This window comes from Citrobacter sp. wls706 (assembly GCF_005281305.1).
GTDB classification, from domain to species: Bacteria; Pseudomonadota; Gammaproteobacteria; order Enterobacterales; family Enterobacteriaceae; genus Citrobacter; species Citrobacter werkmanii.
On the sequence record NZ_SZXG01000031.1, the window covers coordinates 381,841 to 406,300 of the forward strand.

Sequence of the window (24,460 nt, forward strand, 5' to 3'; positions counted from 1 at the left end):
AAAAAAAAAAGGGCGGCCCAGGGCCGCCTTCTGTTATCGTCCTGACATCATAAATCTGGAGGATTTTTTCCTTCTTCCATAAAGGCTTCGTCGATTCCTTCCACGTTACCTGCATGATCGCGCCCGGAAAACAGGTTCCAGCAGGTAATGAATAGCGCGGCGATCAGGGGGCCAATCACAAACCCATTGATACCGTAAATCTCCATCCCGCCGAGGGTGGTTATCAGAATCAGGTAGTCCGGCATTTTGGTGTCTTTTCCTACCAAAAGCGGGCGCAGGATGTTGTCCACCAGCCCGACGATAATCACGAAGAACCCAACGATAAACAGCCCTTGCCACAGTTGGTGCGTAGCGAAGAGGAATATGGCCGCGGGGACCCAGACGATTGCCGAGCCGACGGCAGGCACCAGAGACAGAAACGCCATTAATGCGCCCCACAGAACGCTGCCATCAATGTCCACAATCGCAAAAGCTATGCCGCCAAGAATCCCCTGAACTAAAGCCACAACCGCTGTGCCCTTGACGGTTGCGCGCGTTACGCCGACAAATTTGGCGAACAAGTGCTGTTTGGCAAAATCAGAAAGTGGTAATGAGTCCAGAATCTGGCGCACCAGATAAGGTCCATCTTTTAACAAGAAAAACAGCAGATACAGCATGATGCCAAAGCTGATGGCAAAGCCGAATGTCCCTTTACCGATCAGGAATGCGCTGCCCGCAAGGTACTGCCCGCCTTGCAACACAATGTCGGACAGCTTTTTCTGGATTTCTGCAACATTATCCAGATTGTGTTCTGCGAGGAATCCTCTCGCCCAGCCAGGAAGATACGAAAGAATAGTGGTGACGACTTCGGGAAACTGCGTGTCGTTTTGTTGCAGTTTGGTGTACACCACATTGAGTTCAATGGCCAGCGATGACAGGATCACCATAAGCGGGATAAAGACAATCAGACAGATAATGGCGATGGTTATTAACGATGCCAGCCCGTTGCGTTCGCCAAGTGCGCTGCGCAGCCTGTTTTTTACCGGGTTAAAGATAGTCGTTAATATCGCGGCCCACAAAATGGCGGAAAAGTAGGGGGACAGCACATCGAAGAACGCCCAGGTAACGAGGGCCAGTATGAAAATGAAGAAACCTTTGGTCAGTCCGTTAAATCGCATCGGTGAATCCTGTAATGAGAAGCAGTCCCGACTATAGAACCGTTCTGAGGATTTACCAACTTTTGCTGAAGATCTCTGCTTAATACCAGGCGGGTATGGACTCGGGTTTGATTAGACAGTGTCCGTCAATGCGATAAAAATGACGTTCTTTACGCCGTATCGTGGCCAGTGTCTTCATCGTATTGTTTGCGGTATTGCAAAGGAGATTGCCCCATCATTTTTCTAAAACAGGTAATGAAATAGGTCATTTCCGTAAAACCCACATGCTCGGCAATCTCCGTCACGTTCAGTGATGAGTAGCGCAATAAATCGCAGCTTTTTTTAATCCTGCGGGTGAGTATATATTCCTGGATCCCGCCACCGGTTTGTTGACGGAAAATTCGCGAGGTATAGCTGCGTGAAAAACCAATATCCGCAGCTAAATCATCGAGTGAAAATTTCTGCTGATAATGCTCTTCTATCCACTGCATAATGCGGGCCGCCACGGTCTGCTGTTGGTGCACTACACTCCGCGGTTGCAGGGGAAGAAAGTCCAGAAGTTGCATTACCAGAAAAGCAACATCACTGGCCGATTGATACCCGTTGCCCTTAAGTGATTCAAACCGATCGAGGATATAGGCAATATAGTCCGCATGTTCACTGAGATCGTGAATTTGTGCCGGAGCATGGGTGCCAGAGAGTGCTGCAAACTGAGCCTGGTGGCGGGGAAACATCTGCAAGGCACTGATTACTTCATTGTGCTCAATATGCATAGCCGTACGATAAGACGGATTGTTCGGTGCAACATCAACCTGCACCTTATGCAAGCGAAACGGTGGGAAAATAAAAAGTCTGCCCGGCTTTGCTGTATAGTGTTGTTTATCAACGACGACGATGCCGTACCCTTTTGAAATATATAAAAACTCAATGCATTGATGCCAATGGTAATAATGAACACTCGCGCCCATTGGACGCTGAAAGGAAATCACTTCATTCCCCATCGCAATTCTTTCAAGTTTTTGTGGCTCGTTCATTTTTTACCATGACAACAGAATTAAGTTTTGCTGCTATATATTAAAGATATTGCTGAATATCTGTCCGTAAATCCAATCAAACTTAAAAATCGAACTGTTTTTGTGAACATGCTCACGCTGCTGTAGGAAACAAAAATACTAATCTCCGTCCGTCAGCACCTGGTTGTCGCCAGTAGTACTGAGTCTATAAATACTTCATAAGAGGTAGTGGATTATGATTGCAATTAAATCTTCGGTTTTTTTTATTTATACTTATCATTGTCGAGATAATGCTGGAGCCGCATCATGAACGCGATTGCCCCGACTCGTTTAGCGCAGCTCAAAATGAGCAGCTTTATTTTTCTCTATTTCTTTACCTGGTCATCCAGCTTCGGCTTATATGCATTATGGCTGAGTCAAAAAGTTGGTCTTGATAGCGTAACAATTGGTACAGTATTCGCGGTTAATGGTGTGTTTGCCGTGGTTATGAAACCAGTATATGGTTATATCATGGATAAAATAGGCATGAGCAAATGGCTTCTCTATTTTGTCTGCGCCACCTCAGCATTAATGGCACCGTTTTTTGTGGTGATTTACCAGCCTTTACTGCTGAGTCATACGATGCTCGGCATTATTATTGGTGCATTCTATTTAAGCCTGGGATGGTATGCGGGAGTGGCTGCCGCAGAATCCTATGCCGACCGTTTCAGTCGCCTTTACGGCCTGGAGTTTGGCCGTATCCGAATGTGGGGATCGCTAGGGTGGGCGCTGGCGGCTTCGGTTTCCGGCGTATTGTTCAACTACACGCCAACCGCCAACTTTATACTGAGCAGTACCACCTCCGTAGTCATGCTGCAGGTGTTGTTGAGCCTGAAGATTGGTGATGAGCAGCTACGAAATAACTCGGTTATCTCCGAAAATAAAATTGTCTTTGCCGATGTCATTGCGCTGATGCAAAACCGAAAATTCTGGATGTTTAGTCTGTATGTCGCAGGTGTCGCGTGGATGATGTTTGTAGCAGAACAGCAATTTCCCCGTTACTTTGTCTCTTTCTTTGCCACCAAAGAGCAGGGCAATGCCTGGTATGGTTACCTGGGGACGCTCCAGGCTGGTATTGAATTCCTGATGATGATGTTTATTCCCACGCTGGTTAACTATTATGGTGCCAAGAAGGGGTTGCTGCTGTGCGGGTTAGTTGTGGGGGGCCGTCTGATCCTTTCTGGTTTAACAGTCGACCCAATTATGATTTCAATTATTAAACCATTTTACGGTGTGGAAATAGCGTTACTGTTAATCTCTGTATTTAAATATATCGCTGAACATTTTCACAAACGCGTTAACGCCACCATGTATTTGTTGGGTTATCAGGCAATGGTATATGTTGGTTCTGTTGTCGTGGCGCCACCTGCTGGTTATTTATACGATAAAATAGGGTTTGCACATACCTTTTTAATTATGGGTGTCTGCGCACTGCTGTTTACGCTAATTTCCGCTTTCACGCTTTCTTGTAGCCATGCGGGAAAAAAGATATTAACACCGCGTGCTGATATATTGCGCTCTCAGACTATTAAAACTTCCAAATAGTAATAACAGGATAATTATGATTACTAATAAAACGGCTAATGTCGTTACTGAACCCTTGCGCGTGTCATACGCCGCCCCGGTTGATCGTCAGGCATTGAAAAAAGAGTTAGATAAAGCAATACCGTATATTTCGTCACGAATTGATCGAACGCTGTATGCGCTTGGCGATAAATTTCCCAATGAGGCCTGTGAAGGTGGGAAATGGCAACCCGCTGAAAATAACCAATGGACAAACAGTTTCTGGACAGGGCAGCTCTGGCTATTGTGGGAGATAACCGGCGATAGTAAATACCGTCAGGCTGCTGAGCGATTCATTACTTCTTTTGCTCATCGTCTGGTAAACCGTATTGAAACAGATACTCATGACCTAGGCTTTCTGTATTCATTGTCGTGTGTAAACGCGTGGCAACTGACCGGGAACGCAGCCGCACGCGATATCGCCTTGCATGCGGCTGAAATGATGATGCAACGCTATAACCCAACGGCAGGTATTATCCAGGCATGGGGAGACCTGACGGATCCGGAGCAGCAGGGACGAATGATTATCGACTGTAATATGAATCTACCGCTGCTCTACTGGGCAAGCGAACAGACGGGGAATCTGGTCTTTGCTGACGCGGCCTTATCTCATGCCATGCAGGCAGCGAAATATATCGTACGGCCCGATGCATCGACGTATCACACCTACTATATAGATGTTGTGACCGGTGAGCCGCGGTTTGGCAATACGCACCAGGGACACAGCGATAGCTCATGCTGGGCACGTGGTCAGGCGTGGGGGATTTACGGATTCATGCTTAGCTATCTGTATACGGGAAAATCTGAGTTCGTCAGCCTGACCCGCAGCCTGAGTCATTACTTTATCAACCGCCTGCCTGAGGACTCTATTTGTCACTGGGATCTGGCTTTGAATAACACTGGCGCCGTACGCGACAGTTCGGCTGCCGCTATCGCTGCCTGTGGTCTGCTGGAGCTAGCGAAAGCATTACCGGCGACAGATGCAGGTCGGATGCAGTATGAGGAAGTGGCTTTGCGGATTGTACAATCGCTGACGAAGCGCTATCTCTCTACGGATGAACCGGAATGTGAAGGGTTACTGATGCACTCGGTTTATCATATGCCAGCTGGTAAAGGCGTTGATGAATGTTGTTCCTGGGGAGACTATTTTTATCTTGAAGCGTTAATTCGCGTGCGCCAGTGCTGGACGTCTTATTGGTAGAGGCAATTATCACTAAGCGTATGAAATATTAAAAGTCGGGCAACAGTTTTGTTGCCCGACTTTAGCTGCCAGGGATATCCGCCGTGATTTAGCCGTGTCTGATTTTCCCATCAATTCCCGGTTGAGGCTTACCAAACAGATATCCTTGTGCGAAATCGCAACCCAGTGCCTGAAGTTTTTCCAGTTGCTCTTGCGTTTCAACACCTTCTGCAACAGCTTTCATATTAAGGGACTTCGCCATGCCAGTAATGAGTTTGATAATATTAAGGGCATCGTCCTGGGTAGCGAGTGAATGTACAAAGGACTTGTCTATTTTTATTTTATCGAAGGCAAGCCGGCTCAACCGCGAAAGAGAAGAATACCCGGTACCAAAATCATCGATGGAGATTTTTACCCCCAGAGCTCTGAGCTTGTTAAGTGTATTCATCGGCGTATTACTCTCAGTAAAAATAGAGGATTCAGTGACCTCCAGTTCAAGACGTTGAGCGGGGAGTCCTGTTTCTTTCAGGATAGTTTGCACTATTCCGGCAAAGGCTTTGCTGCTTAGCTGGACAGGCGAGACATTGACTGAAATTTTGGCCGGAATCGCCCAGGACGCCGCTTCCGTACAGGCAATTTCTAGTACAGATTTCCCCATTTCGTTAATCATGCCTGTTTTTTCAGCAACAGGAATAAAGCTATCCGGCGACAGGAGACCCTTTAGAGGATGTATCCAACGAATGAGGGCTTCATAACTGTAAATTTCCCGGCTAAAAGAATCCACAATAGGCTGATAATAAACCACGAATTCTTTATTCACTATGGCCATCGCCATATCATGCTCAAGCGTTCTGCTTTCTTGCAGCTTTTCTAACATCCATTGCCGGAAGACTTTTATCTTGCCTGAACCTTCATTTTTGGCTTCATACAGGGCCAGATCTGCAAATTTATAAAGATAATCGGAGCGGCGCTCTGTTTCTGATATAACAATTCCAACACAGGTAGTTATGTTTATAATTGTGTTATAAATAGTGTAGGGCTGGCTGATAAAATCACATATCTTTTGGGCTCGCGAAACGGCCTGGCTCTCCGTCAGACCACTTGAGAGAAACGCAAACTCATCCCCACCTAAGCGATACAGCGTATCTGAAGTATGGCTCATCGAAATCAGACGGTCCGATATCTGGCGTAATAAAACATCACCGGCATCATGACCATAGGTATCATTAACCTCTTTGAATCGGTCCAAATCAAACAGCATCACTGTCACAGAATCGTTGTTTTTTTCTGCCATCTCGATTGTTTGATTTAAATTCCCCCAGAAAAATTGGCGGTTATTCATATCAGTAAGTGAATCATGGTAGACGTCATATTCCAGTTTTGCATTCTGGATTTGCAACTTTTCTTTAGATTTCTGCAGCTCTTCAGCAAGGCTCTTAACCTGAAGATGCGCTCGCAGAATATTTCTGTTCTGGAAGAATATCAGTACACCCAGTATCGCACTCAGTATGATCAGCAGAACAGATGTCGCCGAGTAAATATAGTACAGAGTTTGAATTTTAAGGTTGGCGTTATTGATCGAGTTTACATCTTTATTTAACGCACCGGATGAAAGGCGGCCAAGTTGCGAATCCAGCGTATGCATTTTTTTCAGGTATGTCTGAAGTTCTGAACGGTCCATTTTCTCGAGGTTAACATCCAGATAGTTAAGGATGTTTTCAAGTTTGATCGCCAATTCACTGTGCGCTTGATTGCTCTCTATATAGTGCCCCAAATCACCTTCTTTTATCAAATCACTCTGGCTAAGCATAATATCGAGGCGCAGGCGCACCTCGTCGAGGTTCATCGTTTTATCGATAGTATAAAGACCAAGCAATGATTCGAATCGGTAATATTGTGATACCATTTGTGCAGCGGACCATGAATCGGTGTAGTGAGTCAGTTTCTGTAACTCTTGCTGTCTTTCATGGACTAAGAAAGAAATATACCCAGTAGATATAAAAAGAAAAAATATGATGCCAGCCAGTATTCTGTTCATGATGTTCCTCTGAACGCTTACTCAATATCCATTCTACTGACCTGCCAGGCTGATCTTGAGTAATAAATCTGATTATTTAGTTCAGGTATGCTGTCATAGGGATACACAATGAATAACGGGCCTTTATCTCGAATTCGCATGTATTTTCCGTTGATTTTTAAAGCAAGAATGACATTGTACTTCTTGAAATCATCGAGAGGGATAACGGTGGTGTAGTCATTGAGTGCAGTAACTTTTACAACCGAGCCTTTCGCCCCAACAAAATCCATGAGCTTTTGTAGTGGAATACCCGTAAAAGTCGTGCGTCCATTATACCAAGGGGAGGTGGTCTGAAAACTTACCATGCCCAGTTTCTCGAGGCTGGCGGTATCAAAAGTGGCTTTCCCGTCTTCATTTGTATTTTCTATATTACCGGACACTGTTAGAAGGACCTGGCCCGTAGGTTTGGAAAGTTCACCTGCCCAGAGCTGTGTAGAGACGACTAAGCTTAACAACATGACTAATAACCGCATTCTGGCCTCACCTGACTACTGGATGTAAAAAGATTATAATTTAGATATTATGCTATTTATATATACTGTATGGATATTATTTTACAGTACGTTTATTTATTTTTTCATTCAATGAAATCAGTGGGTTAGCGTGGTGGTGTTTTATGCTTTGATTAAGTAAGATCGATGTCGTCATTTAAAGTACCGCTAAAATTTACCCCGTCAGTTTAAAAATAAGCTATCTATTCAGTCAGCGCAAATAAATACCTACGAATGCCAAGGTTTATTTTTATGCAGTCATAAGGTGCCGTTTTTCGTTGGATGATAATTCCTGGCAGCAAAGCAGCCCTCTGCATATGGGCGTGCTTCGTTCCAGTAATCATTGACCGGCAAGTTGTGGCAGGTATGCCTGCCTGAATCAGCTTATTCGTGCATTTGTGCTGACTGGCGGGCATACAGGTAAGCGGTGGCTCGCGATACGCCTAAATGCTGCGCCACGGTATCCATTGATTTTCGTACGTTCAGTAGGCCTTCTTTACGGAGTTGTTGAATCAATAACTTACGGTCTTCAGGTTTGAGTGCGCGCGCCGTGGTCGCGCGTTTGGCGGCAAAGTCATCGATACGTTGGCGAATAACTTCGTTACTACCGGGATCGATATGCTCCTTTATGGGGGAGTTTTCGGTTTCAGTAAATCGCGCAAGCGCGCTCTGCATACCGCGAAACAACGTCATATCAACATTAAGGCACAGTGCCGCGACGTATTTACCGTCCTCACCCTTGATGCCAATGGAGGTGCTTTTTACCGGACGTCCATCAGCAAATTGATTGCTGTAGTTAGCGATGATGTTGGGAAAGTCTGGCGATGCTATGCGTGCCAGACCCAGTTCTGTTGCTGGTTGGCCAGGTTTACGTCCGGAAAGATTATTATGGATGGACAAAATGGCATGTTCAGGTTTTTTGAGGTCATGAACAACCACTTCACAAAAGGGAGAAAAGGTTTCGCTTAACCCTCTGGCGATAGTATCAAGTTGGCTGAGAAGCGAGTTATTGTCGGTTTTTGGCATGCCAGTCTCCTGCAGTGATGCCTTTTGCCATGATTGCGAGCAGTTTACAGTGAGCGGGGATCGCTTTTCCAGACTGGAATATACAGACAGGAATAAGGTATCTGCATGGCAGATACCTTGCTTATCATCCGGCCAGGAATGCACCATAGCGGCTGATGTCCACGTTTCCACCGCTGATAATAATGCCGATTCTCTTACCCTGGAGTTCAGATTTGCGTGCTCTGGCGGCGGCAAAACCCAGACAGCCAGTTGGCTCTACGACGATTTTCATTCGTTCTGCAATAAATTTCATCGCAGTGACTAATTCAGTATCTGAGACAGTCAGAATATCGTTCACGTTTTGCTGAATAATCGCAAACGTATACTGCCCAAGGTGTTGAGTTTGCGCGCCATCGGCTATGGTTTTCGGTGTATCAATATGAACAATGCTGCCGCTGCGAAAAGACTGCTGACCGTCATTGCCTGCCTCAGGTTCTACGCCATAGATCATACAGTCAGGGGAGAGATGTCTCGCTGCCAGCGCGGAACCGGATAGCAGACCGCCGCCACCCAGACATACGAAAAGGGCGTCTAACGGTCCCACTTCCTCAATCAACTCTTTCGTTGCGGTACCCTGGCCCGCAATAACGTGCGGATGATCGTAAGGAGGGATCAGCGTTAGCCCTTGTTTCTCAGCCAGATTCTGACCAATTTTTTCTCTGTCTTCAGTATAGCGATCGTAAATCACGACATTTCCGCCATACCCTTTGGTCGCGGCAACTTTGGCAGCCGGGGCATCATGCGGCATGATAGTTGTCGCCGGGATTCCTAACAATTTTGCCGACAAGGCGATGGCTTGTGCATGATTTCCCGAAGAAAAGGTCACGACGCCCGCAGTCCGTTGTTGTGGCGTGAACTGGCGTAGCGCATTCATAGCGCCGCGAAATTTGAACGCGCCCATTCTCTGGAAGTTTTCGCATTTAAAGAAGACTTCAGCGCCAAATTCTTCATTAACCGTACGCGACGTCATCACCGGCGTTTTGTTGGCATAATCTGCGATGCGCTCTGCCGCAGCGACAATATCGTTATAATCAGGCAGTGTCATATCAGTCATTTTTATTCACCTGTATACAGTTATAAATCAGGCCTGTGGGGCCAAAGCCATCGCTTCGATTTCTACGGCAAAACCGTAATGAAGTTCGGCAACTCCAGCGACAGCACGGGCAGGGCGAAAATCACCGATCCACTCACCATAGATCCTGTTAAATGTCGGCCACTGGTTAATATCCGTGACATAGACGCGTACTGAAACCAGGTGCTGACGCGAGACTCCAGCACCTGCCAGACAGGCATCGACATTTTGCAGGGCCAATCTGGTTTGTTCTTCAAAAGACGCATCGGTTTTTTTTTCGCCATCCTGGGTGACCGGCAGCTGTCCAGAAATGAACACAAAACCACCTGCCGTTGTACTGTGCGAGTAATGACCTGCCGGGGGAAAACTGCCTGGTGAAGCGTTGAGCGTAATGTCTGGGGACATAAGCGATCTCCTTGGTTTTCGATGATTCATTTTGTATTAATTAATACTGTTTGTATTACTTATACGCCTTCATGCTTCGGTCGGCTAGTGATAGTTTTCATGGGTGCTGATTTTGTGAACTAAAGCAAACGTGGCACCCGCTATATAGCGGGTGCTGGGGTATGAGTGAGGGGAAAACGGGGGGAGGCGGTATCGCCCCGGAACAGGGCGTTTAAGCTAAAAACGTTAGTCAATATGACCGTGGTTAATCTTACTCAACGGCTCATTGATATCGAAGATTTTGAAAAACACCTCTTCCACCCCCAGGTGCTTCAGACGGGCTGTATGCTTTTTAACATAAGCTAGCGCGGTGTCTTGATCCTGAAACATATAGATGCCACCGGCTTCATGATTTGCTTCGTTCTCGGTCCAGATTTTCCAGATAAAGCCCGGCTCCTGATTGATGGATTCGGCCAGTTCAACAAGTTGTTGCGACATCTCGGAGCCAAACGGGCCATGAAAATTAAAGTGAATCTGCAGCAGTTTGTTAGACATACTTCCTCCCTGGATTGGGTTATGTAACGTGTAAGAGGGTTAGCGTAGCAGCACTTTACCCGTCAGGTAAGTTGTTGCCTGCCCACCAATATAAACGCGAGAACCCGCCAGTTGGCAGCGTAAATCCCCACCGCGCCCAGATACCTGACGCGCCAGCATTTGTGTTTTGTTCAGTTTCTCTGCCCAGTAAGGAATGAGCATGCTATGCGCCGAACCTGTGACAGGATCCTCCGCGACGGCTTCGCCCGGGCAGAAGAAACGGCTGACGAAATCGTATTCCCCGTCACCTGGCGCGGTGATACAAACCATTTTCCCTAGCGGGATCATGGCGTGGATATTCGGGCGTACAGCCTCGACCTGGCGCTGGTTCTCCATTACGACCATATAGTCGCGCGCCACGCGAACTTCTTTACATTCGGCGATGCCTAAAGTTTCCAACAATAAGGCGGGCGGTACGACAGGGTCGCTTTGCCAGGCAGGAAAATCAAGCGTCAGCCATTGACCGCTGCGTGTGACCGTCAGCGGACCAACAAATCGGGTGGCAAAATGGAGAGTTGTGTCCGGGTAATCCAGATGTTCAAAAATGACATGCGCTGCGGCAAGCGTGGCATGCCCACACAAATTGATTTCTCCCTGCGTGGTAAACCAACGTAGCTCAAAGCCATTATCATTGGCGACAAAGAAAGCGGTTTCCGACTGGTTATGCTGCTGCGCCATTTTTAATAATGTTTCATCGGGCAACCAGTCTGCGAGCGGACATACTGCGGCGGCATTACCGCCAAACGTCGTGGTGCTAAAGGCATCTACCATATAAAAATCGATTTGTTGCACAGTGTAACCCTCTCTTCGCATGCCGGATAATGCCCACTCTACCATGCAATGAGTGCCATTAGTTAAGCGAGCCTATTCGCCAGTACAGTGAAAATTCGTTATCATCCGTGCCCACACTCCATCCTGGCCGCCTGATGTCTACCATTCTTGATACCTTTATTGCCCCGCCTTGTTATGACCAGATAGAGATTCTCTATCAGGACGAGCATTTGCTGCTTATCAATAAACCCACCGGGCTGCTCAGCTTGTCGGGGAAAAATCCGCACAATCTCGATTCGGTACATCACCGGCTGGTACAGATTTTTCCCGGTTGCACGCTGGTCCATCGGCTTGATTTCGGCACCTCCGGGCTAATGGTGGTGGCCCGTAACAAGGCTATCAACGCCGCGCTGTGCCAGCAGTTTAGTCAGCGCATGGTGACGAAGGTATACAGCGCACTGCTATGCGGGCATGTGGAAAACGATGCAGGGATTATTGACGCAGCGATTAGCAAAGATCCGGCGCTGTTTCCGCTGATGACGATTTGCGCCGTTAACGGCAAGCCTGCGCGCTCGCGCTATCAGGTTGTTGAGCGTTTTGTTCATCGCCAGGAGAACGAGGAATTACTCCCCTTAACACGCGTACAACTGACGCCTGAAACCGGGCGTACCCATCAACTACGGATCCACTGTCAGCAGTTGGGACATCCTATTTTAGGGTGCGATTTGTATGGCGGGCGTCTGCTGCCAGGCACTGAACTCACTCCGCGACTGATGCTGCATGCCAGCGCATTGCGTTTCAGGCATCCTGTCAGCGAACAATGGGTGAATGCCGAAAACGCCAGTCCCTTCTGAAGGTGTAAAAAAGCCGCCAGACGGCGGCTTTTGTGAGGTTATCGTGCCGCGCGCTGCAAAATGACGGCTGACGGCTGGCGTTGCAGATAACGCATCCGCAGCATCATTAAGACGGCCGCAGAGGTCAGACCGATAATAAAGCCCATCCAGAAACCCGCAGGTCCCATCCTGTCGACCACCAGATCGGTGAGCGCCAGAATATAGCCGCTTGGCAGACCCAGCACCCAGTAGGCTGTAAAGGTGATAAAGAAGATAGAGCGCGTGTCTTTGTAACCGCGCAGAACACCGCTGCCAATAACCTGGATAGAGTCCGATATTTGATACACCGCGGCCAGTAACATGAGCTGCGCCGCCAGAGCGACCACTTCCGGGTTATCGTTGTAGAGCAGGGCAATGTGCTCCCGGAAGGTCACGGTGAAAACCGCCGTCACAACCGCCATGCAGACACCAACGCCCAGACCGGTTCGGGCCGCCGTTTGCGCCTCCAGCGTGGAACCCTGACCCAAACGATAACCGACACGAATAGTGACAGCGGCCGCCAGCGACATCGGCAGAACGAACATTAACGAACTAAAGTTCAGCGCGATTTGGTGCCCGGCCACATCGACGATCCCCAGCGGGGAAACCAGCAGCGCAACCACAGCAAACAGCGTCACTTCGAAAAATAACGCCAGCGCGATGGGTAAACCCAGCTGCACGAGACGCTTCATCACCGCAGTGTCTGGCTTCTGGAAGCCGCGCTCATTACGGATATCACGCATTGAACGCGCGTGTTTGACGTAAGACAGCATGGCGGCAAACATTACCCAGTAAACCGCTGCCGTGGCCACGCCACAGCCCACGCCGCCAAGTTCCGGCATACCTAAATGTCCATAGATGAAAACATAGTTAACCGGGATGTTCACCAGCAGACCGATAAACCCCATCACCATTGCCGGTTTAGTCTTGGCCAGCCCTTCGCACTGGTTACGCGCTACCTGGAAAAACAAATACCCCGGCGCACCCCATAGCAATGCGCGCAGATAACCGACGGCTTTATCGGCCAGCGCCGGGTCGATGTTGTGCATGGAGCGGATAATGTATCCCGCATTCCACAGCACGACCATAATCAAAACGGAGACGCTACCAGCCAGCCAGAATCCCTGGCGTACCTGATGGGCGATACGATCGCGGCGGCCAGAACCATTGAGTTGGGCAATGACCGGCGTCAACGCCAGCAGGAGTCCGTGGCCAAACAGAATAGCTGGCAGCCAGATGGACGTACCAATGGCAACGGCCGCCATATCCGTCGCGCTGTATCCGCCCGCCATGACGGTATCGACGAATCCCATTGCGGTTTGAGCGATTTGCGCAAGAATCACCGGAATTGCCAGAGCTAATAACTGACGCGCTTCACTTACATACTTTTGCACGTGTACACCACTATATTGTTGTTATTTGAGAGACTAAAAAAGCCGCCTTATATGGCAGCAAGGAGAAAAAGCTGGGGAAATTTCAGTCTATTGTAGCGAGGAATACGTAATTCTCCAGTGAAAAAACAGGCAGCGGTGGCGCACTGCTGGCAACCTGAATTTCCACCTGCTATTGTGCTGGGCAGAGATGTCTTAATTGAGTTCAGGAGTGAGAAGTATGTTTACGGGTATTGTGCAGGGCACCGCAAAATTGGTGTCCATTGATGAAAAACCAAATTTTCGTACGCATGTCGTGGAGTTGCCTGAATATATGCTGGATGCGCTGGAGACCGGCGCATCGGTTGCCCACAATGGCTGTTGCCTGACGGTAACCGAAATCAACGGTAACCACATAAGCTTTGATCTGATGAAAGAGACGCTGCGTATCACCAACCTGGGCGACCTGAAGGTCGGGGATATGGTTAACGTTGAGCGTGCGGCAAAATTCAGCGATGAGATTGGCGGGCATTTAATGTCGGGCCATATTATGACCACCGCCGAGGTGTCTAAAATTTTGACTTCGGAAAATAACCGGCAGGTATGGTTTAAAGTTCAGGACCCATCGCTGATGAAATATATCCTGTACAAGGGATTTATCGGCATTGACGGCATCAGCCTGACGGTCGGCGAAGTCACGCCAACGCGCTTTTGCGTGCATTTGATCCCGGAAACGCTGGAGCGTACGACGCTGGGTAAGAAAAAGCTGGGTGCGCGGGTTAATATCGAAATCGATCCGCAAACGCAGGCGGTTGTTGATACCGTTGAACGTGTACTGGCTGCGCGCGAAAGCGCCATCAGTAACGTAGCGGGCGAGGTCTGAATCCGGTCAGAAACAAAACGCCCCCGTTAGCACGGGGGCGCAGACCGTGCTCAACACCGCGGGAGAAAACCACCTGCCAAAGCTGGATATCGCGAGCACGAAACGCACCGGCGCAGGCGTTCAGGTAATAGCTGAACATCCGTTTAAAACGCTCGGTATAGTTATCGGCGATTTCAGGCCAGGAACGCATGAAGCGCTCGTGCCATGCCATCAGCGTGGTGTCGTAATCTGCGCCAAAATTATGCCAGTCTTCCATCACAAAATGCGGCTCGCTGGCGTTGGCAATCTGGCGAACTGACGGTAAACAGCCGTTCGGGAAGATGTATTTATTAATCCACGGATCAACATTATTGTCGGTTTTATTCGAACCGATGCTGTGCAGCAAAAAGAGACCGTCCGGTTTTAAATTACGATCGACAACATCGAAATAGGTTTTGTAGTTTTTCGGACCAACATGCTCAAACATGCCGACGGAGACAATGCGATCAAATTTATCGTTCAGGTCGCGGTAATCTTGCAGCAAAATGGTGACATCCAGTCCCGCGCAACGCGCTTGCGCCATTTTCTGCTGCTCTGCCGAGATGGTCACACCTACCACGCTCACACCGTATTGCGATGCCATAAAATGGGACAAGCCACCCCAGCCACAACCAATATCAAGCACCCGCATACCCGGCTTCAACTGCAATTTTTCGGCAATCATTTTTAACTTCGCCTGTTGGGCAGATTCCAGGGTATCGGCATCTTTCCAGTAGGCGCAAGAATACTGCATGTAGGGATCAAGCATGCGGGTAAACAGGTCGTTGCCCAGATCGTAATGTTCTTTGCCGACAACCCATGCGCGTTTTTTGGTCTGTAAATTGAACAGCCGTGCCGTGGCGATACGTAAGGTATCTTTGAAGTGGCGGGGGAGTTGATTTTCAAGCCCGGCGCGCAACACTTTGGTGAAAAATATGTCCAGCCGATCGCACTCCCACCAGCCGTCCATATAACTCTCACCCAAACCCAACGATCCTTCCTGCAGTACGCGTTTGAAAAAATCGGGGTTTTTGACGCGAATATCCGCCGCTGCCGAACCATTAATGGTAATACCTGCACGGCTCAATAATTCATTGGTGATGCGGTACCAGTCATCATCCGGTACGCTGACGTCTTCTATACACGATGAACTCATAGCTTCTCCATCACTGGTCGGTGATCAGAACCTTAAAACAGCGTAGACGCTTTTTTGGGCTTTGTGAGAAATCTCACGGAATTAATCCGCGAATCTTTAATCCGACGTAGAACAGAGGAAGGGAGAAACCCTTACCGAAAAGGCCATCCGTGGAAAAACGGGAACGTTCTTGTCCCCGTTAATACCTAAAAATTATCGTTTTTGTAACAACTGGAAATCAGTATAAGCCTGATTTTTTGACGATTCAATAGAAAATTGTTAGCGGACTAACTAATTGCCCGCAACAATTATTAGTGAGACTCACTATGGGCAATTTGCCCCTGGTCCTCTGTTTGTGAGGCGTTATCGGTCTGCGATTGCATTTTGTAACCCATGCCTGCCAGCAGCACAGTAGTCAGCATCACGCTGGTGGTGGTGAGCAGCGGGGTGGCGATCAACCATGACACCACAAGGCTTGCCAGGAAGCATAAACCCAGTTGCAGCGTATTTTGCAATGCAGCTGCGCGCCCTGTGGCCTGTGGGAAAGGACGTAACGCCTGAGCGACAACGATAGGGTAGATTGCGCCGTTCGCGATCGCCATTACGCAGAATGGGATCAGGATTTCAGCCAGGGCAACATGATGAATAAAGCCGGTAGCCCAGGTGGCTACAACGCTAATGGCATAAAGTATCAGTAACCATGGCAGCAGCTGGCGGCCTTGCCATTTTTGCAGCGCCGCACGGCAGCCGTAACCACCAATTAAGAAAGCGATAGTTTGTGGAACATAGCTCAGGCCAATCACTGCCGGGCTGTAGCCCATTTCGCTAAGAATGAACGGTGACCCTGTCAGCCATGCGAAAAAGCTTGCGGAACAGGCGGCATAAATGAGTACGTTTCCACGGTATGCTTTCGAGCGCAACAGTGTGGCGAAAGTCAGTTTATCCTGGCTGTCGTCGCGTGCTTGAACCGTCGGTTTTAAACGCAGGGCCGGAAGCATCAGAATCAGTGTAATAGCAAACAGGGTCGCGAAAATGGCCTGCCAGGAGAAATGGACCAGAATCCAGCTACCTAATAACGGCGCGAGAGCCGGAGATAACCCGACCAGCGGCATAATGGTGGCAAAGATGCGGTTTACTTTTTGTGATGGGTAGTAGTCGGTGACCAGCGCCTGCCAGATAACCGACGCGGCACAGACGCCAACAGCCTGAATAAAGCGCAATACCAACAACCCTGTGGCGTTTTCAACCCACAGCATACCCAGACTACCCAGCGCAAAGATAGATAAACCCAGCAGTAAAATCGGTTTACGACCATAGTGGTCTGAGAGCGGTCCCCACAGAAGTTGCGCGACGGCGAAACCCGCTAAAAACAAACTTAGGCTGGCGCTGACGGCAGAGGCAGGTGTTTGTAGATCGGACTGAATCGTGGCAAAGGCGGGCAGATACATATCCGTCGCCAGAAAGCCAAGCACGCTAAGACCCGCCAACCAGACTAAAAAACCTTTCCCAGGTTGCATCATCATTTCTCTTTTTTTAGCAGTAGAACAATGCCGCTGAGTGTAGTGAGTGTAATTCTCGCTGTGAAACGCTAATATTTGCTTACTGATTTCAAATTTTTTGCAGGCAGAATATGTGGTCGGAATATTCACTTGAAGTGGTTGATGCGGTTGCGCGTAACGGCAGTTTTAGTTCAGCCGCGCAGGAGCTGCACCGCGTACCTTCGGCGGTAAGCTACACCGTGCGCCAACTGGAGGAGTGGCTGGCTGTACCGCTTTTTGAGCGACGTCATCGCGATGTGGAATTAACGCCTGCTGGTGCGTGGTTTTTAAAAGAAGGGCGCTCTGTTATCAAAAAAATGCAGATCACTCGTCAGCAATGTCAACAAATCGCCAACGGCTGGCGAGGACAACTGGCAATCGCAGTAGATAACATTGTCCGTCCCGAACGTACCCGACAGATGATTGTAGATTTCTATCGCCACTTTGACGATGTGGAACTGCTGGTTTTTCAGGAAGTGTTTAATGGCGTCTGGGATGCGCTTTCCGATGGGCGTGTAGAGCTGGCTATTGGCGCCACACAGGCCATCCCGGTAGGGGGGCGCTATACCTTCCGCGACATGGGCATGCTGAGCTGGAGCTGCGTGGTGGCCAGCCATCATCCGCTGGCGTCAATGTCGGGGCCGCTAAGCGATGATACGTTGCGCAACTGGCCGTCGCTGGTGCGCGAAGATACCTCACGTACATTGCCGAAGCGTATTACCTGGTTACTGGATAACCAAAAGCGCGTTGTGGTTCCTGACTGGGAATCTTCCGCGACCTGTTTATCTGCGGGATTGTGTGTGGGCATGGTACCAACACATTTTGCCAAGCCGTGGATTGATAGCGGTAAATGGGTCTCGCTGCAGTTGGAGAATCCCTTTCCTGATGCCGCGTGTTGTCTGACATGGCAACAGAACGATACCTCGCCAGCACTGAGTTGGTTGCTGGATTATTTGGGGGATAGCGAAACGCTGAATAAAGAATGGCTGCGGGAGCCAGATGAGGCCCCCGCACAACAGGCTTAACGACGATAATCGCGGAATGGACCGTCAGCAACGGAGCGGCGCTCTACCAGACGCGGATGAACCTCGATCGACTGCGACTCTTCGCGTTTATTCACGATACGGTCTAACAGCATGTTGAAGGCCGTTTCACCCAGTGAGTCCTTAGGCTGATGAATGGTCGTCAGTGCTGGCGTGAAGAAGCGGGCGTTGCGCACGTTATCATAACCGATGAGCGAGACATCCTGTGGTACGCGCAGTCCCATCTCGTCAGCAGCGCACAGCGCGCCCATCGCCATGATATCGCCACCGCAGAAGACGGCGGTCGGACGATGCGACTGTGAAAGAATTTGCTGCATGGCGCGATAACCAGATTCAGGTTCAAAATCGCCCTGTACAATCCAGTTTTCGGGAACCTTAATCAGCGCTTCTTCCATCGCTTTCATAAAGCCAGCCAGACGACCGGCCCCGGTGTTCCGCTCCATAGGGCCCGGGATCGCGCCAATTTCGCGATGGCCGCGTTCTATCAGATACCGACCCGCCATGTAACCGCCCTCGAAAGCGTTATCAATGACCGTATCGGTAAAATCAGCTTTAGCTTCGCCCCAGTCCATCACAACCATCGGAATATGGCGATACTCTTCGAGCATCGAAAGCAGAGATTCCGGATACTCAGAACACATCACCAGCAGACCATCAACGCGCTTTTGCGCCATCATCGACAGATAGGCCTGCTGTTTTTCAAGACTGTTCCATGCGTTACCCAGAATCAGGGTATAGCCTTTCTGGAAACAGTTTTTCTCAACGGCTTCGATAATTTCGGCGAAATAGGCCGCTTCACTGCTGGTCGCCAGCAAGCCGATAGACTTGGTGTGATTCACCTTCAGGCTGCGCGCTACTGCGCTTGGAGAATAGTGCAGCTCTTTGATCGCAGCCCAAACCGCATTACGCGTTTCTTCCGCGACAAAGCGCGTCTTGTTAATTACGTGTGATACGGTTGTAGTGGAAACGTTTGCTCGCTTCGCTACATCTTTAATTGTTGCCATTACATCTCACTCCAGACCATATCCTAAGCTCCTGAGAATACTCCAGGTAAACGTTTGCCTTCACACACCCTTAACGCAACGTAGGGGTTGCGGCACGCCGGGAAAACGACACGGAACGTCAGGAAGGGGTCAATGGCCGGTACGCTAATCAAGTAAGCGTGGAATTTTGTCTGATCTTAACGAAAAGGGGAAGAGTTAAAAGCAGTTATCAATATAAATCGTGAGAGATTTTTGCTTTCAAGTGTGTAAAAATGCGCAATATCACTTTTTGTGTGGGAATAAAAAGGAGAAAACTTGATGAGCACCGATCTGAAATTTTCGTTAGTGACTACCATTATTGTTCTGGGTTTGATCGTCGCGGGTGGCCTGACCGCAGCGCTGCATTGATTTCCCCGAGGGAGTTAGCTCTCCCTCATCCTCTCCGCATCTGTTTCCCCTCTATTGTTTGCGAATAAGCAAAAGTCTTTTGCAATTTTGTTAACTTTATTAATTTTGCGATCAATGTCATGCTTTTGACTCTTATTTTATGTCGCGCCACGGCTCGACGTTACGGAGTCGATATATGAAAATCAATTATCCCTTACTGGCGCTGGCGATCGGCGCGTTTGGCATTGGCACCACCGAATTTTCGCCAATGGGATTATTGCCCGTGATTGCCAAAGGGGTGGATGTCTCGATTCCCGCGGCCGGGATGCTGATCAGCGCGTATGCGGTTGGCGTGATGGTGGGGGCTCCGCTGATGACCCTGCTGCTGTCCCATCGTGCGCGACGTAATGCGCTGATATTCCTGATGGCGATTTTCACGCTGGGCAACGTGCTTTCAGCTATCTCGCCGGATTACACTACGCTGATGCTGTCGCGTATTTTGACCAGTCTTAACCACGGGGCATTTTTTGGTCTCGGCTCTGTGGTCGCCGCGAGCGTGGTACCTAAATATAAGCAGGCCAGCGCCGTGGCAACCATGTTCATGGGGTTAACGATTGCCAATATTGGCGGTGTTCCCGCGGCGACGTGGCTTGGTGAAACTATCGGCTGGCGGATGTCGTTTATGGCGACGGCGGGTCTGGGCGTCATCGCTATGGCCAGCCTGTTCTTCTCATTACCAAAAGGTGGGGCAGGCGCGCGCCCCGATGTCCGCAGCGAACTGGCGGTACTTATGCGCCCACAGGTGCTGTCGGCTCTGCTGACCACCGTGCTGGGCGCCGGCGCGATGTTCACGCTTTATACTTACATTTCGCCGGTGCTGCACAGCATTACCCATGCCACACCGGCGTTTGTGACCGGAATGCTGGTATTAATTGGCGTTGGTTTCTCGATCGGTAACTATCTTGGCGGCAAACTGGCGGATCGTTCTGTCAACGGTACGCTTAAAGGCTTTTTGCTGTTGTTGATGGTTATTATGCTGGCTATTCCCCTCCTGGCGCGTAATGAACTGGGGGCGGCGGTCAGTATGGTAGTCTGGGGCGCGGCGACGTTTGCGGTGGTTCCGCCGTTGCAGATGCGGGTGATGCGCGTTGCCAGCGAAGCGCCAGGGTTATCATCATCAGTCAACATTGGCGCGTTTAACCTGGGGAATGCGTTAGGTGCGGCAGCCGGTGGGGCGGTAATTTCCGGTGGCCTGGGCTACAGTTTTGTGCCGGTGATGGGAGCTATTGTGGCGGGGCTTGCGTTATTGCTGGTCTTTATCTCGGCAAGAAGACAACCTGAAGAACTCTGCACAGCCTCCAGCTAACACTAAAACGCAGAAGGGGATCCCTTCTGCGTTATCATTTTATGCTGCGAAGTTCTTCGCAACAAATTCCCAGTTCACCAGCGCCCAGAAGTGTTCCAGGTAGCCAGGACGGGCATTGCGATAATCGATGTAGTAGGCGTGTTCCCATACGTCAACGGTCATCAGCGGCGTCGCGTCGGTCGTCAGCGGAGTACCTGCGTTGGAAGTGGAAACGATAGCCAGTTTGCCATCCGTTCCTTTAACCAGCCAGGTCCAGCCAGAACCGAAGTTTTTGATCGCGGCATCGGTGAATTGCGCTTTGAAATCCGCAAAGCTGCCAAAGGAGGCGGCAATTGCATCGGCCAGTTTACCGGTCGGTTCGCCACCTGCGTTCGGCGCCAGGCAGTTCCAGTAGAACGTGTGGTTCCATACCTGTGCAGCATTATTGAATACACCGCCTTCAGAGCTACGCACGATCTCTTCCAGTGATTTACCTTCAAACGCCGTGCCTTTGATCAGGTTGTTCAGATTGGTCACGTAGGTTTGATGGTGTTTGCCATAGTGGTATTCCAGCGTTTCGGCAGAAATGTGCGGTGCCAGAGCATCTTTGGCATACGGTAATGCAGGTAATTCAAACGACATTGCTTCTCTCCTTATTATTTATATTGAGTACACACAATAGCCTCATTGTGAGTAAGGATAGGGTAGCAAATTGAAAGGTTATGCAAAAGAAGAACTTACCCTACAGCATGTTCTGTAGGGTAAGTTTTTAGCGAATTGTTTTCGGTGTCATTACCCGACGAGCGCCCACATAGTGGCGCTGCCAGTAATCTTCGCTCAGAGAGGTGATTTGAATTTCCTGACCGCTGCGTGGTGACTGAATAAATTTACCGTTTCCAACGTAAACACCAACGTGATCGGCTGTGCCGCGACCTTGCGTGCGGAAGAAGACCAAATCACCGTTTTTCAGCTCGCCACGTTCAATCGGTGCGGCGTCGCGCAGGTGGTACATTTCATTCGCCGTACGCGGAATGCGGAATTTAACCAGATCTTTATAGGCGTAATAGACCAGACCGCTGCAATCAAAGCCTGTTCTTGGCGAAGACCCGCCCCAACGGTAAGGTTTGCCGATTTGGTTCATCAGGGTGGACATCGCGGTTTTAGTCGCTTTCTGCACTTTAACTTTATGTGCCTCAGCAAGCGTCGTCGGTGCGGCAGTTTTCACCTTCACGCAGCGTGGCTTATGACCTTTGCGCGGCGTACATTTTTCAGTCCAGGTAACGGCAGCGGTTTGTGCTGCGGCAGTTTTACTGCGACGGTTTGCAGTTTTTGTCGATTTTGCCGGAGTGGCTGTGCGTTTTTTAGAAGAGGAGGCTGTTTTACTGGTTTTGCTGGTGGTCTTTGTTGCCGATTTCTTGTTGGTCTTTGCTGTTTTTTGGCTGGTTGTTGCGCTTTTCTTTTTATCTACCGTCTTGACGGTGTGGGAACTGGTAGGTGTCGTTCTGGCCTGCTTGGAAGCATGAGCCATAGGCGTAAAAGGCAGTGTAGTAAAAAGTAAAGCACAGAGCGTGATCGAGATTCGGTTTATCCGCGCCACTGAGCAGTCCTCTGGTAAGGCAGGTCTATCATACCTGCGTGTGATTTTCAAAACTTGATGATTCTAATCTATCGAAACGGGGAAAGTTAATAGCTTTTTTTGTTTAACCCTGCGTTTCGTTACCGACCGCAAAAAAAAACAGCAATTCAAGGTGTGATTGGTGAACAAATAATCAAGACCATGCACTTTGAGTGGGTAAGTAAGATTATGAATGCAACTTTTAACGGCAAACGATAAAATAATAACGCGTAATGAAAATGTTATTTTCCGTTGCCTGCCTGACCCGCTACAATGTCAGACTACTGCCGTAAAAGAAGTTTAAGGAAGCAAGATAATGAGCACCACTATCGAAAAAATCCAGCGCCAGATCGCTGAAAACCCGATTCTCCTGTACATGAAAGGTTCCCCTAAACTGCCAAGCTGCGGTTTCTCCGCTCAGGCCGTACAGGCGCTGTCCGCCTGTGGTGAACGCTTTGCTTATGTTGATATTCTGCAGAACCCGGATATTCGCGCCGAGCTGCCGAAATACGCAAACTGGCCGACCTTCCCGCAGCTGTGGGTTGATGGTGAGCTGGTTGGCGGCTGTGACATTCTCATTGAAATGTACCAGCGCGGTGAGTTGCAGCAGCTGATTAAAGAAACAGCGGCGAAGTACAAAACCGAAGAGCCGGACGCTGAGTAATATCAGCTGAAGTAAAAAAGCGACCTGTGATGGTCGCTTTTTTTATCGGTCCGTTATGCCTCTTCCGGCACGGGGAGAGGCCAGCCGCCGAGACGTTTCCAGCGGTTAACGATTTCGCAAAACAGCACGGCCGTACGTTCGGTGTCATACAGCGCCGAGTGCGCCTGAGTGCCATCAAATTCCATTCCTGCCGCCAGGCATGCTTTTGATAACACAGTTTGCCCCAGCGACAGACCGCTTAATGCCGCAGTATCAAAGGTAACGAACGGGTGAAACGGGTTACGTTTCAGTGAGGCGCGTTCTGCAGCGGCCATCATAAAACTGTGGTCGAATGTGGCGTTATGCGCCACCATGATTGCCCGATTGCAGCCGCTGTCTTTAATGCCTTTACGTACCATTTTAAAGATGGCATGCAGAGCGTCGTATTCGCTGACCGCGCCACGTAAAGGATTGTTAGGGTCAATACCGTTAAAGGCGAGCGCTTCAGGCTGCAAATTTGCCCCTTCAAACGGCTCTACGTGGAAATGTAACGTCGTGTCCGGCATCAGCCAGCCTTGTTCATCCATTTTCAATGTGATGGCTGCGATCTCAAGCAGCGCATCGGTTTTGGCATTAAACCCTGCGGTTTCGACATCAATGACGACAGGGTAAAAACCACGAAAACGGTCACACAGACCGGAAAGTTGAGCGTTATCGGACATCTGGGTCTCTTAATACGGGAAAATTGCAGCGCGTATTATGGCAAAATGATGATGATAAAACTACGGGCACAGACGATCTGCGCCCGAGGGGGAGGTTAGTCGCCCAGGCCGCGCCCGGCGTCTTTCTCTTCAATCAGTTCAATTTTGTAGCCGTCCGGATCTTCAACAAACGCAATCACCGTAGTGCCACCTTTTACCGGGCCAGCTTCACGCGTCACGTTACCACCGTTCTGACGAATACGTTCACAGGCTTCAGCCGCGTTGTCTACGCTCAGGGCGATATGACCGTAGGCGGTGCCCAGCTCATATTTTTCAACGCCCCAGTTATAGGTCAGCTCGATCACCGCTTCACTGGTTTCAGGACCGTAGCCAACAAAGGCCAGAGAGTACTTGTATTCAGGGTTTTCGCTGGTACGCAGCAGCTTCATGCCCAGCACGTTGGTATAAAACTCGATGGAACGCTGCAGGTCACCCACGCGCAGCATGGTATGAAGTAAACGCATCTTTTTCCCCTTCGAAAA

The 24,460-nt window shown here is 49.4% G+C and carries 25 protein-coding genes; 8 read left to right on the forward strand and 17 right to left on the reverse strand.

Features of this window, described 5'->3' with window-relative positions:
* Positions 1–47 precede the first annotated feature (47 nt).
* On the reverse strand, positions 48–1,157 hold the full coding sequence (locus FDW92_RS12460; RefSeq protein WP_042308685.1) for an AI-2E family transporter: 1,110 nt from the start codon (positions 1,155–1,157) through the stop codon (positions 48–50).
* A 149-nt stretch (positions 1,158–1,306) separates the two neighbouring features.
* Positions 1,307–2,170: an AraC family transcriptional regulator gene (locus FDW92_RS12465; protein WP_042308683.1), complete on the reverse strand. Its 864-nt coding sequence runs from the start codon at positions 2,168–2,170 to the stop codon at positions 1,307–1,309.
* Between the two features lie 285 nt (positions 2,171–2,455).
* On the opposite strand from FDW92_RS12465, the gene FDW92_RS12470 reads away from it, so the two are divergent.
* Positions 2,456–3,733 (forward strand): oligosaccharide MFS transporter, encoded by a 1,278-nt coding sequence (locus tag FDW92_RS12470; protein ID WP_042308681.1) that lies wholly within the window; start codon positions 2,456–2,458, stop codon positions 3,731–3,733.
* Between the two features lie 16 nt (positions 3,734–3,749).
* Positions 3,750–4,952 carry a glycoside hydrolase family 88 protein gene (locus FDW92_RS12475; RefSeq protein ID WP_042308679.1) on the forward strand — a complete coding sequence of 401 codons (1,203 nt, stop codon included), beginning with the start codon at positions 3,750–3,752 and terminating at the stop codon, positions 4,950–4,952.
* Positions 4,953–5,040: 88 nt separating this feature from the next.
* Here the strand turns inward: FDW92_RS12475 and FDW92_RS12480 are convergent, their stop codons facing one another.
* The 7 genes from FDW92_RS12480 to FDW92_RS12510 form a co-directional block, all read right to left on the reverse strand.
* On the reverse strand, positions 5,041–6,969 hold the full coding sequence (locus FDW92_RS12480) for a GGDEF domain-containing phosphodiesterase (protein ID WP_042308677.1): 1,929 nt from the start codon (positions 6,967–6,969) through the stop codon (positions 5,041–5,043).
* A 17-nt stretch (positions 6,970–6,986) separates the two neighbouring features.
* Positions 6,987–7,481: a molybdopterin-dependent oxidoreductase gene (locus FDW92_RS12485; RefSeq protein WP_042308675.1), complete on the reverse strand. Its 495-nt coding sequence runs from the start codon at positions 7,479–7,481 to the stop codon at positions 6,987–6,989.
* 402 nt (positions 7,482–7,883) lie between these two features.
* Positions 7,884–8,525, reverse strand: a complete 642-nt coding sequence (locus FDW92_RS12490) for a helix-turn-helix transcriptional regulator (RefSeq protein WP_042308673.1) — start codon at positions 8,523–8,525, stop codon at positions 7,884–7,886.
* Between the two features lie 124 nt (positions 8,526–8,649).
* Positions 8,650–9,618 carry a threo-3-hydroxy-L-aspartate ammonia-lyase gene (locus FDW92_RS12495; protein WP_137400630.1) on the reverse strand — a complete coding sequence of 323 codons (969 nt, stop codon included), beginning with the start codon at positions 9,616–9,618 and terminating at the stop codon, positions 8,650–8,652.
* A gap of 27 nt (positions 9,619–9,645) precedes the next feature.
* Positions 9,646–10,041, reverse strand: a complete 396-nt coding sequence (locus FDW92_RS12500; protein ID WP_042308669.1) for a RidA family protein — start codon at positions 10,039–10,041, stop codon at positions 9,646–9,648.
* A gap of 225 nt (positions 10,042–10,266) precedes the next feature.
* Positions 10,267–10,575, reverse strand: coding sequence for a monooxygenase (locus tag FDW92_RS12505; RefSeq protein ID WP_042308667.1), 309 nt, complete (start codon positions 10,573–10,575; stop codon positions 10,267–10,269).
* A gap of 39 nt (positions 10,576–10,614) precedes the next feature.
* Complete coding sequence (locus FDW92_RS12510; RefSeq protein ID WP_042308665.1) at positions 10,615–11,406, reverse strand: PhzF family phenazine biosynthesis protein; 792 nt, start codon at positions 11,404–11,406, stop codon at positions 10,615–10,617.
* Between the two features lie 134 nt (positions 11,407–11,540).
* Here FDW92_RS12510 and FDW92_RS12515 point away from each other — a divergent pair, with 134 nt between their 5' ends.
* Complete coding sequence (locus FDW92_RS12515) at positions 11,541–12,239, forward strand: RluA family pseudouridine synthase (protein WP_042308662.1); 699 nt, start codon at positions 11,541–11,543, stop codon at positions 12,237–12,239.
* Between the two features lie 38 nt (positions 12,240–12,277).
* Here the strand turns inward: FDW92_RS12515 and mdtK are convergent, their stop codons facing one another.
* The gene (gene mdtK, locus FDW92_RS12520) at positions 12,278–13,651 is read right to left on the reverse strand and encodes a multidrug efflux MATE transporter MdtK (protein WP_042308660.1); all 1,374 of its coding nucleotides are present in this window, start codon (positions 13,649–13,651) and stop codon (positions 12,278–12,280) included.
* A gap of 217 nt (positions 13,652–13,868) precedes the next feature.
* Here mdtK and FDW92_RS12525 point away from each other — a divergent pair, with 217 nt between their 5' ends.
* Positions 13,869–14,510, forward strand: a complete 642-nt coding sequence (locus tag FDW92_RS12525; protein WP_042308659.1) for a riboflavin synthase — start codon at positions 13,869–13,871, stop codon at positions 14,508–14,510.
* On the opposite strand, the gene cfa is transcribed toward FDW92_RS12525, so the two are convergent.
* Entirely contained in the window at positions 14,485–15,684 is a 1,200-nt protein-coding gene (cfa, locus tag FDW92_RS12530; protein WP_137400631.1) for a cyclopropane fatty acyl phospholipid synthase, read from the reverse strand. The genes FDW92_RS12525 and cfa overlap by 26 nt on opposite strands.
* 290 nt (positions 15,685–15,974) lie before the next feature.
* Entirely contained in the window at positions 15,975–17,180 is a 1,206-nt protein-coding gene (gene punC, locus FDW92_RS12535) for a purine nucleoside transporter PunC (RefSeq protein WP_042308656.1), read from the reverse strand.
* A 113-nt stretch (positions 17,181–17,293) separates the two neighbouring features.
* Between punC and punR the strand changes: the two genes are divergently transcribed.
* The gene (punR, locus tag FDW92_RS12540) at positions 17,294–18,226 is read left to right on the forward strand and encodes a DNA-binding transcriptional activator PunR (protein ID WP_038640367.1); all 933 of its coding nucleotides are present in this window, start codon (positions 17,294–17,296) and stop codon (positions 18,224–18,226) included.
* Here punR and purR read toward each other — a convergent pair.
* Complete coding sequence (gene purR, locus FDW92_RS12545) at positions 18,223–19,248, reverse strand: HTH-type transcriptional repressor PurR (protein ID WP_038640368.1); 1,026 nt, start codon at positions 19,246–19,248, stop codon at positions 18,223–18,225. The two genes, punR and purR, sit on opposite strands and share 4 nt — an antisense overlap.
* Before the next feature lie 297 nt (positions 19,249–19,545).
* Here purR and cydH point away from each other — a divergent pair, with 297 nt between their 5' ends.
* A complete protein-coding gene (gene cydH / locus FDW92_RS12550) occupies positions 19,546–19,635 on the forward strand; it encodes a cytochrome bd-I accessory subunit CydH (protein WP_003029209.1) in 90 nt (29 codons plus the stop codon).
* A gap of 175 nt (positions 19,636–19,810) precedes the next feature.
* Positions 19,811–20,980 (forward strand): MFS transporter, encoded by a 1,170-nt coding sequence (locus FDW92_RS12555; protein ID WP_042308654.1) that lies wholly within the window; start codon positions 19,811–19,813, stop codon positions 20,978–20,980.
* Between the two features lie 39 nt (positions 20,981–21,019).
* Here FDW92_RS12555 and sodB read toward each other — a convergent pair whose 3' ends face one another.
* Both sodB and FDW92_RS12565 read right to left on the reverse strand, forming a co-directional pair.
* The gene (gene sodB / locus FDW92_RS12560; RefSeq protein WP_003029205.1) at positions 21,020–21,601 is read right to left on the reverse strand and encodes a superoxide dismutase [Fe]; all 582 of its coding nucleotides are present in this window, start codon (positions 21,599–21,601) and stop codon (positions 21,020–21,022) included.
* 127 nt (positions 21,602–21,728) lie between these two features.
* Positions 21,729–22,556, reverse strand: coding sequence for a C40 family peptidase (locus tag FDW92_RS12565; protein WP_042308651.1), 828 nt, complete (start codon positions 22,554–22,556; stop codon positions 21,729–21,731).
* Between the two features lie 334 nt (positions 22,557–22,890).
* Between FDW92_RS12565 and grxD the strand changes: the two genes are divergently transcribed.
* Positions 22,891–23,238, forward strand: coding sequence for a monothiol glutaredoxin 4 (gene grxD, locus FDW92_RS12570; RefSeq protein ID WP_003832760.1), 348 nt, complete (start codon positions 22,891–22,893; stop codon positions 23,236–23,238).
* A gap of 53 nt (positions 23,239–23,291) precedes the next feature.
* Here the strand turns inward: grxD and rnt are convergent, their stop codons facing one another.
* A complete protein-coding gene (gene rnt / locus FDW92_RS12575) occupies positions 23,292–23,939 on the reverse strand; it encodes a ribonuclease T (protein WP_016152990.1) in 648 nt (215 codons plus the stop codon).
* Between the two features lie 95 nt (positions 23,940–24,034).
* Positions 24,035–24,442 carry a lactoylglutathione lyase gene (gene gloA, locus FDW92_RS12580; RefSeq protein ID WP_042308649.1) on the reverse strand — a complete coding sequence of 136 codons (408 nt, stop codon included), beginning with the start codon at positions 24,440–24,442 and terminating at the stop codon, positions 24,035–24,037.
* Positions 24,443–24,460: the final 18 nt, after the last annotated feature.

Excerpts from the sequence above, each read along its gene's own strand:
- FDW92_RS12460 (WP_042308685.1), bottom strand. The coding sequence starts at position 1,157 with ATGCGATTTAACGGACTGACCAAAGGTTTCTTCATTTTCATACTGGCC.
- FDW92_RS12465 (WP_042308683.1), bottom strand. The coding sequence starts at position 2,170 with ATGAACGAGCCACAAAAACTTGAAAGAATTGCGATGGGGAATGAAGTG.
- FDW92_RS12470 (WP_042308681.1), top strand. The coding sequence starts at position 2,456 with ATGAACGCGATTGCCCCGACTCGTTTAGCGCAGCTCAAAATGAGCAGC.
- FDW92_RS12475 (WP_042308679.1), top strand. The coding sequence starts at position 3,750 with ATGATTACTAATAAAACGGCTAATGTCGTTACTGAACCCTTGCGCGTG.
- FDW92_RS12480 (WP_042308677.1), bottom strand. The coding sequence starts at position 6,969 with ATGAACAGAATACTGGCTGGCATCATATTTTTTCTTTTTATATCTACT.
- FDW92_RS12485 (WP_042308675.1), bottom strand. The coding sequence starts at position 7,481 with ATGCGGTTATTAGTCATGTTGTTAAGCTTAGTCGTCTCTACACAGCTC.
- FDW92_RS12490 (WP_042308673.1), bottom strand. The coding sequence starts at position 8,525 with ATGCCAAAAACCGACAATAACTCGCTTCTCAGCCAACTTGATACTATC.
- FDW92_RS12495 (WP_137400630.1), bottom strand. The coding sequence starts at position 9,618 with ATGACTGATATGACACTGCCTGATTATAACGATATTGTCGCTGCGGCA.
- FDW92_RS12500 (WP_042308669.1), bottom strand. The coding sequence starts at position 10,041 with ATGTCCCCAGACATTACGCTCAACGCTTCACCAGGCAGTTTTCCCCCG.
- FDW92_RS12505 (WP_042308667.1), bottom strand. The coding sequence starts at position 10,575 with ATGTCTAACAAACTGCTGCAGATTCACTTTAATTTTCATGGCCCGTTT.
- FDW92_RS12515 (WP_042308662.1), top strand. The coding sequence starts at position 11,541 with ATGTCTACCATTCTTGATACCTTTATTGCCCCGCCTTGTTATGACCAG.
- FDW92_RS12525 (WP_042308659.1), top strand. The coding sequence starts at position 13,869 with ATGTTTACGGGTATTGTGCAGGGCACCGCAAAATTGGTGTCCATTGAT.
- cfa (WP_137400631.1), bottom strand. The coding sequence starts at position 15,684 with ATGAGTTCATCGTGTATAGAAGACGTCAGCGTACCGGATGATGACTGG.
- punC (WP_042308656.1), bottom strand. The coding sequence starts at position 17,180 with ATGCAACCTGGGAAAGGTTTTTTAGTCTGGTTGGCGGGTCTTAGCGTG.
- punR (WP_038640367.1), top strand. The coding sequence starts at position 17,294 with ATGTGGTCGGAATATTCACTTGAAGTGGTTGATGCGGTTGCGCGTAAC.
- purR (WP_038640368.1), bottom strand. The coding sequence starts at position 19,248 with ATGGCAACAATTAAAGATGTAGCGAAGCGAGCAAACGTTTCCACTACA.
- cydH (WP_003029209.1), top strand. The coding sequence starts at position 19,546 with ATGAGCACCGATCTGAAATTTTCGTTAGTGACTACCATTATTGTTCTG.
- FDW92_RS12555 (WP_042308654.1), top strand. The coding sequence starts at position 19,811 with ATGAAAATCAATTATCCCTTACTGGCGCTGGCGATCGGCGCGTTTGGC.
- sodB (WP_003029205.1), bottom strand. The coding sequence starts at position 21,601 with ATGTCGTTTGAATTACCTGCATTACCGTATGCCAAAGATGCTCTGGCA.
- grxD (WP_003832760.1), top strand. The coding sequence starts at position 22,891 with ATGAGCACCACTATCGAAAAAATCCAGCGCCAGATCGCTGAAAACCCG.
- rnt (WP_016152990.1), bottom strand. The coding sequence starts at position 23,939 with ATGTCCGATAACGCTCAACTTTCCGGTCTGTGTGACCGTTTTCGTGGT.
- gloA (WP_042308649.1), bottom strand. The coding sequence starts at position 24,442 with ATGCGTTTACTTCATACCATGCTGCGCGTGGGTGACCTGCAGCGTTCC.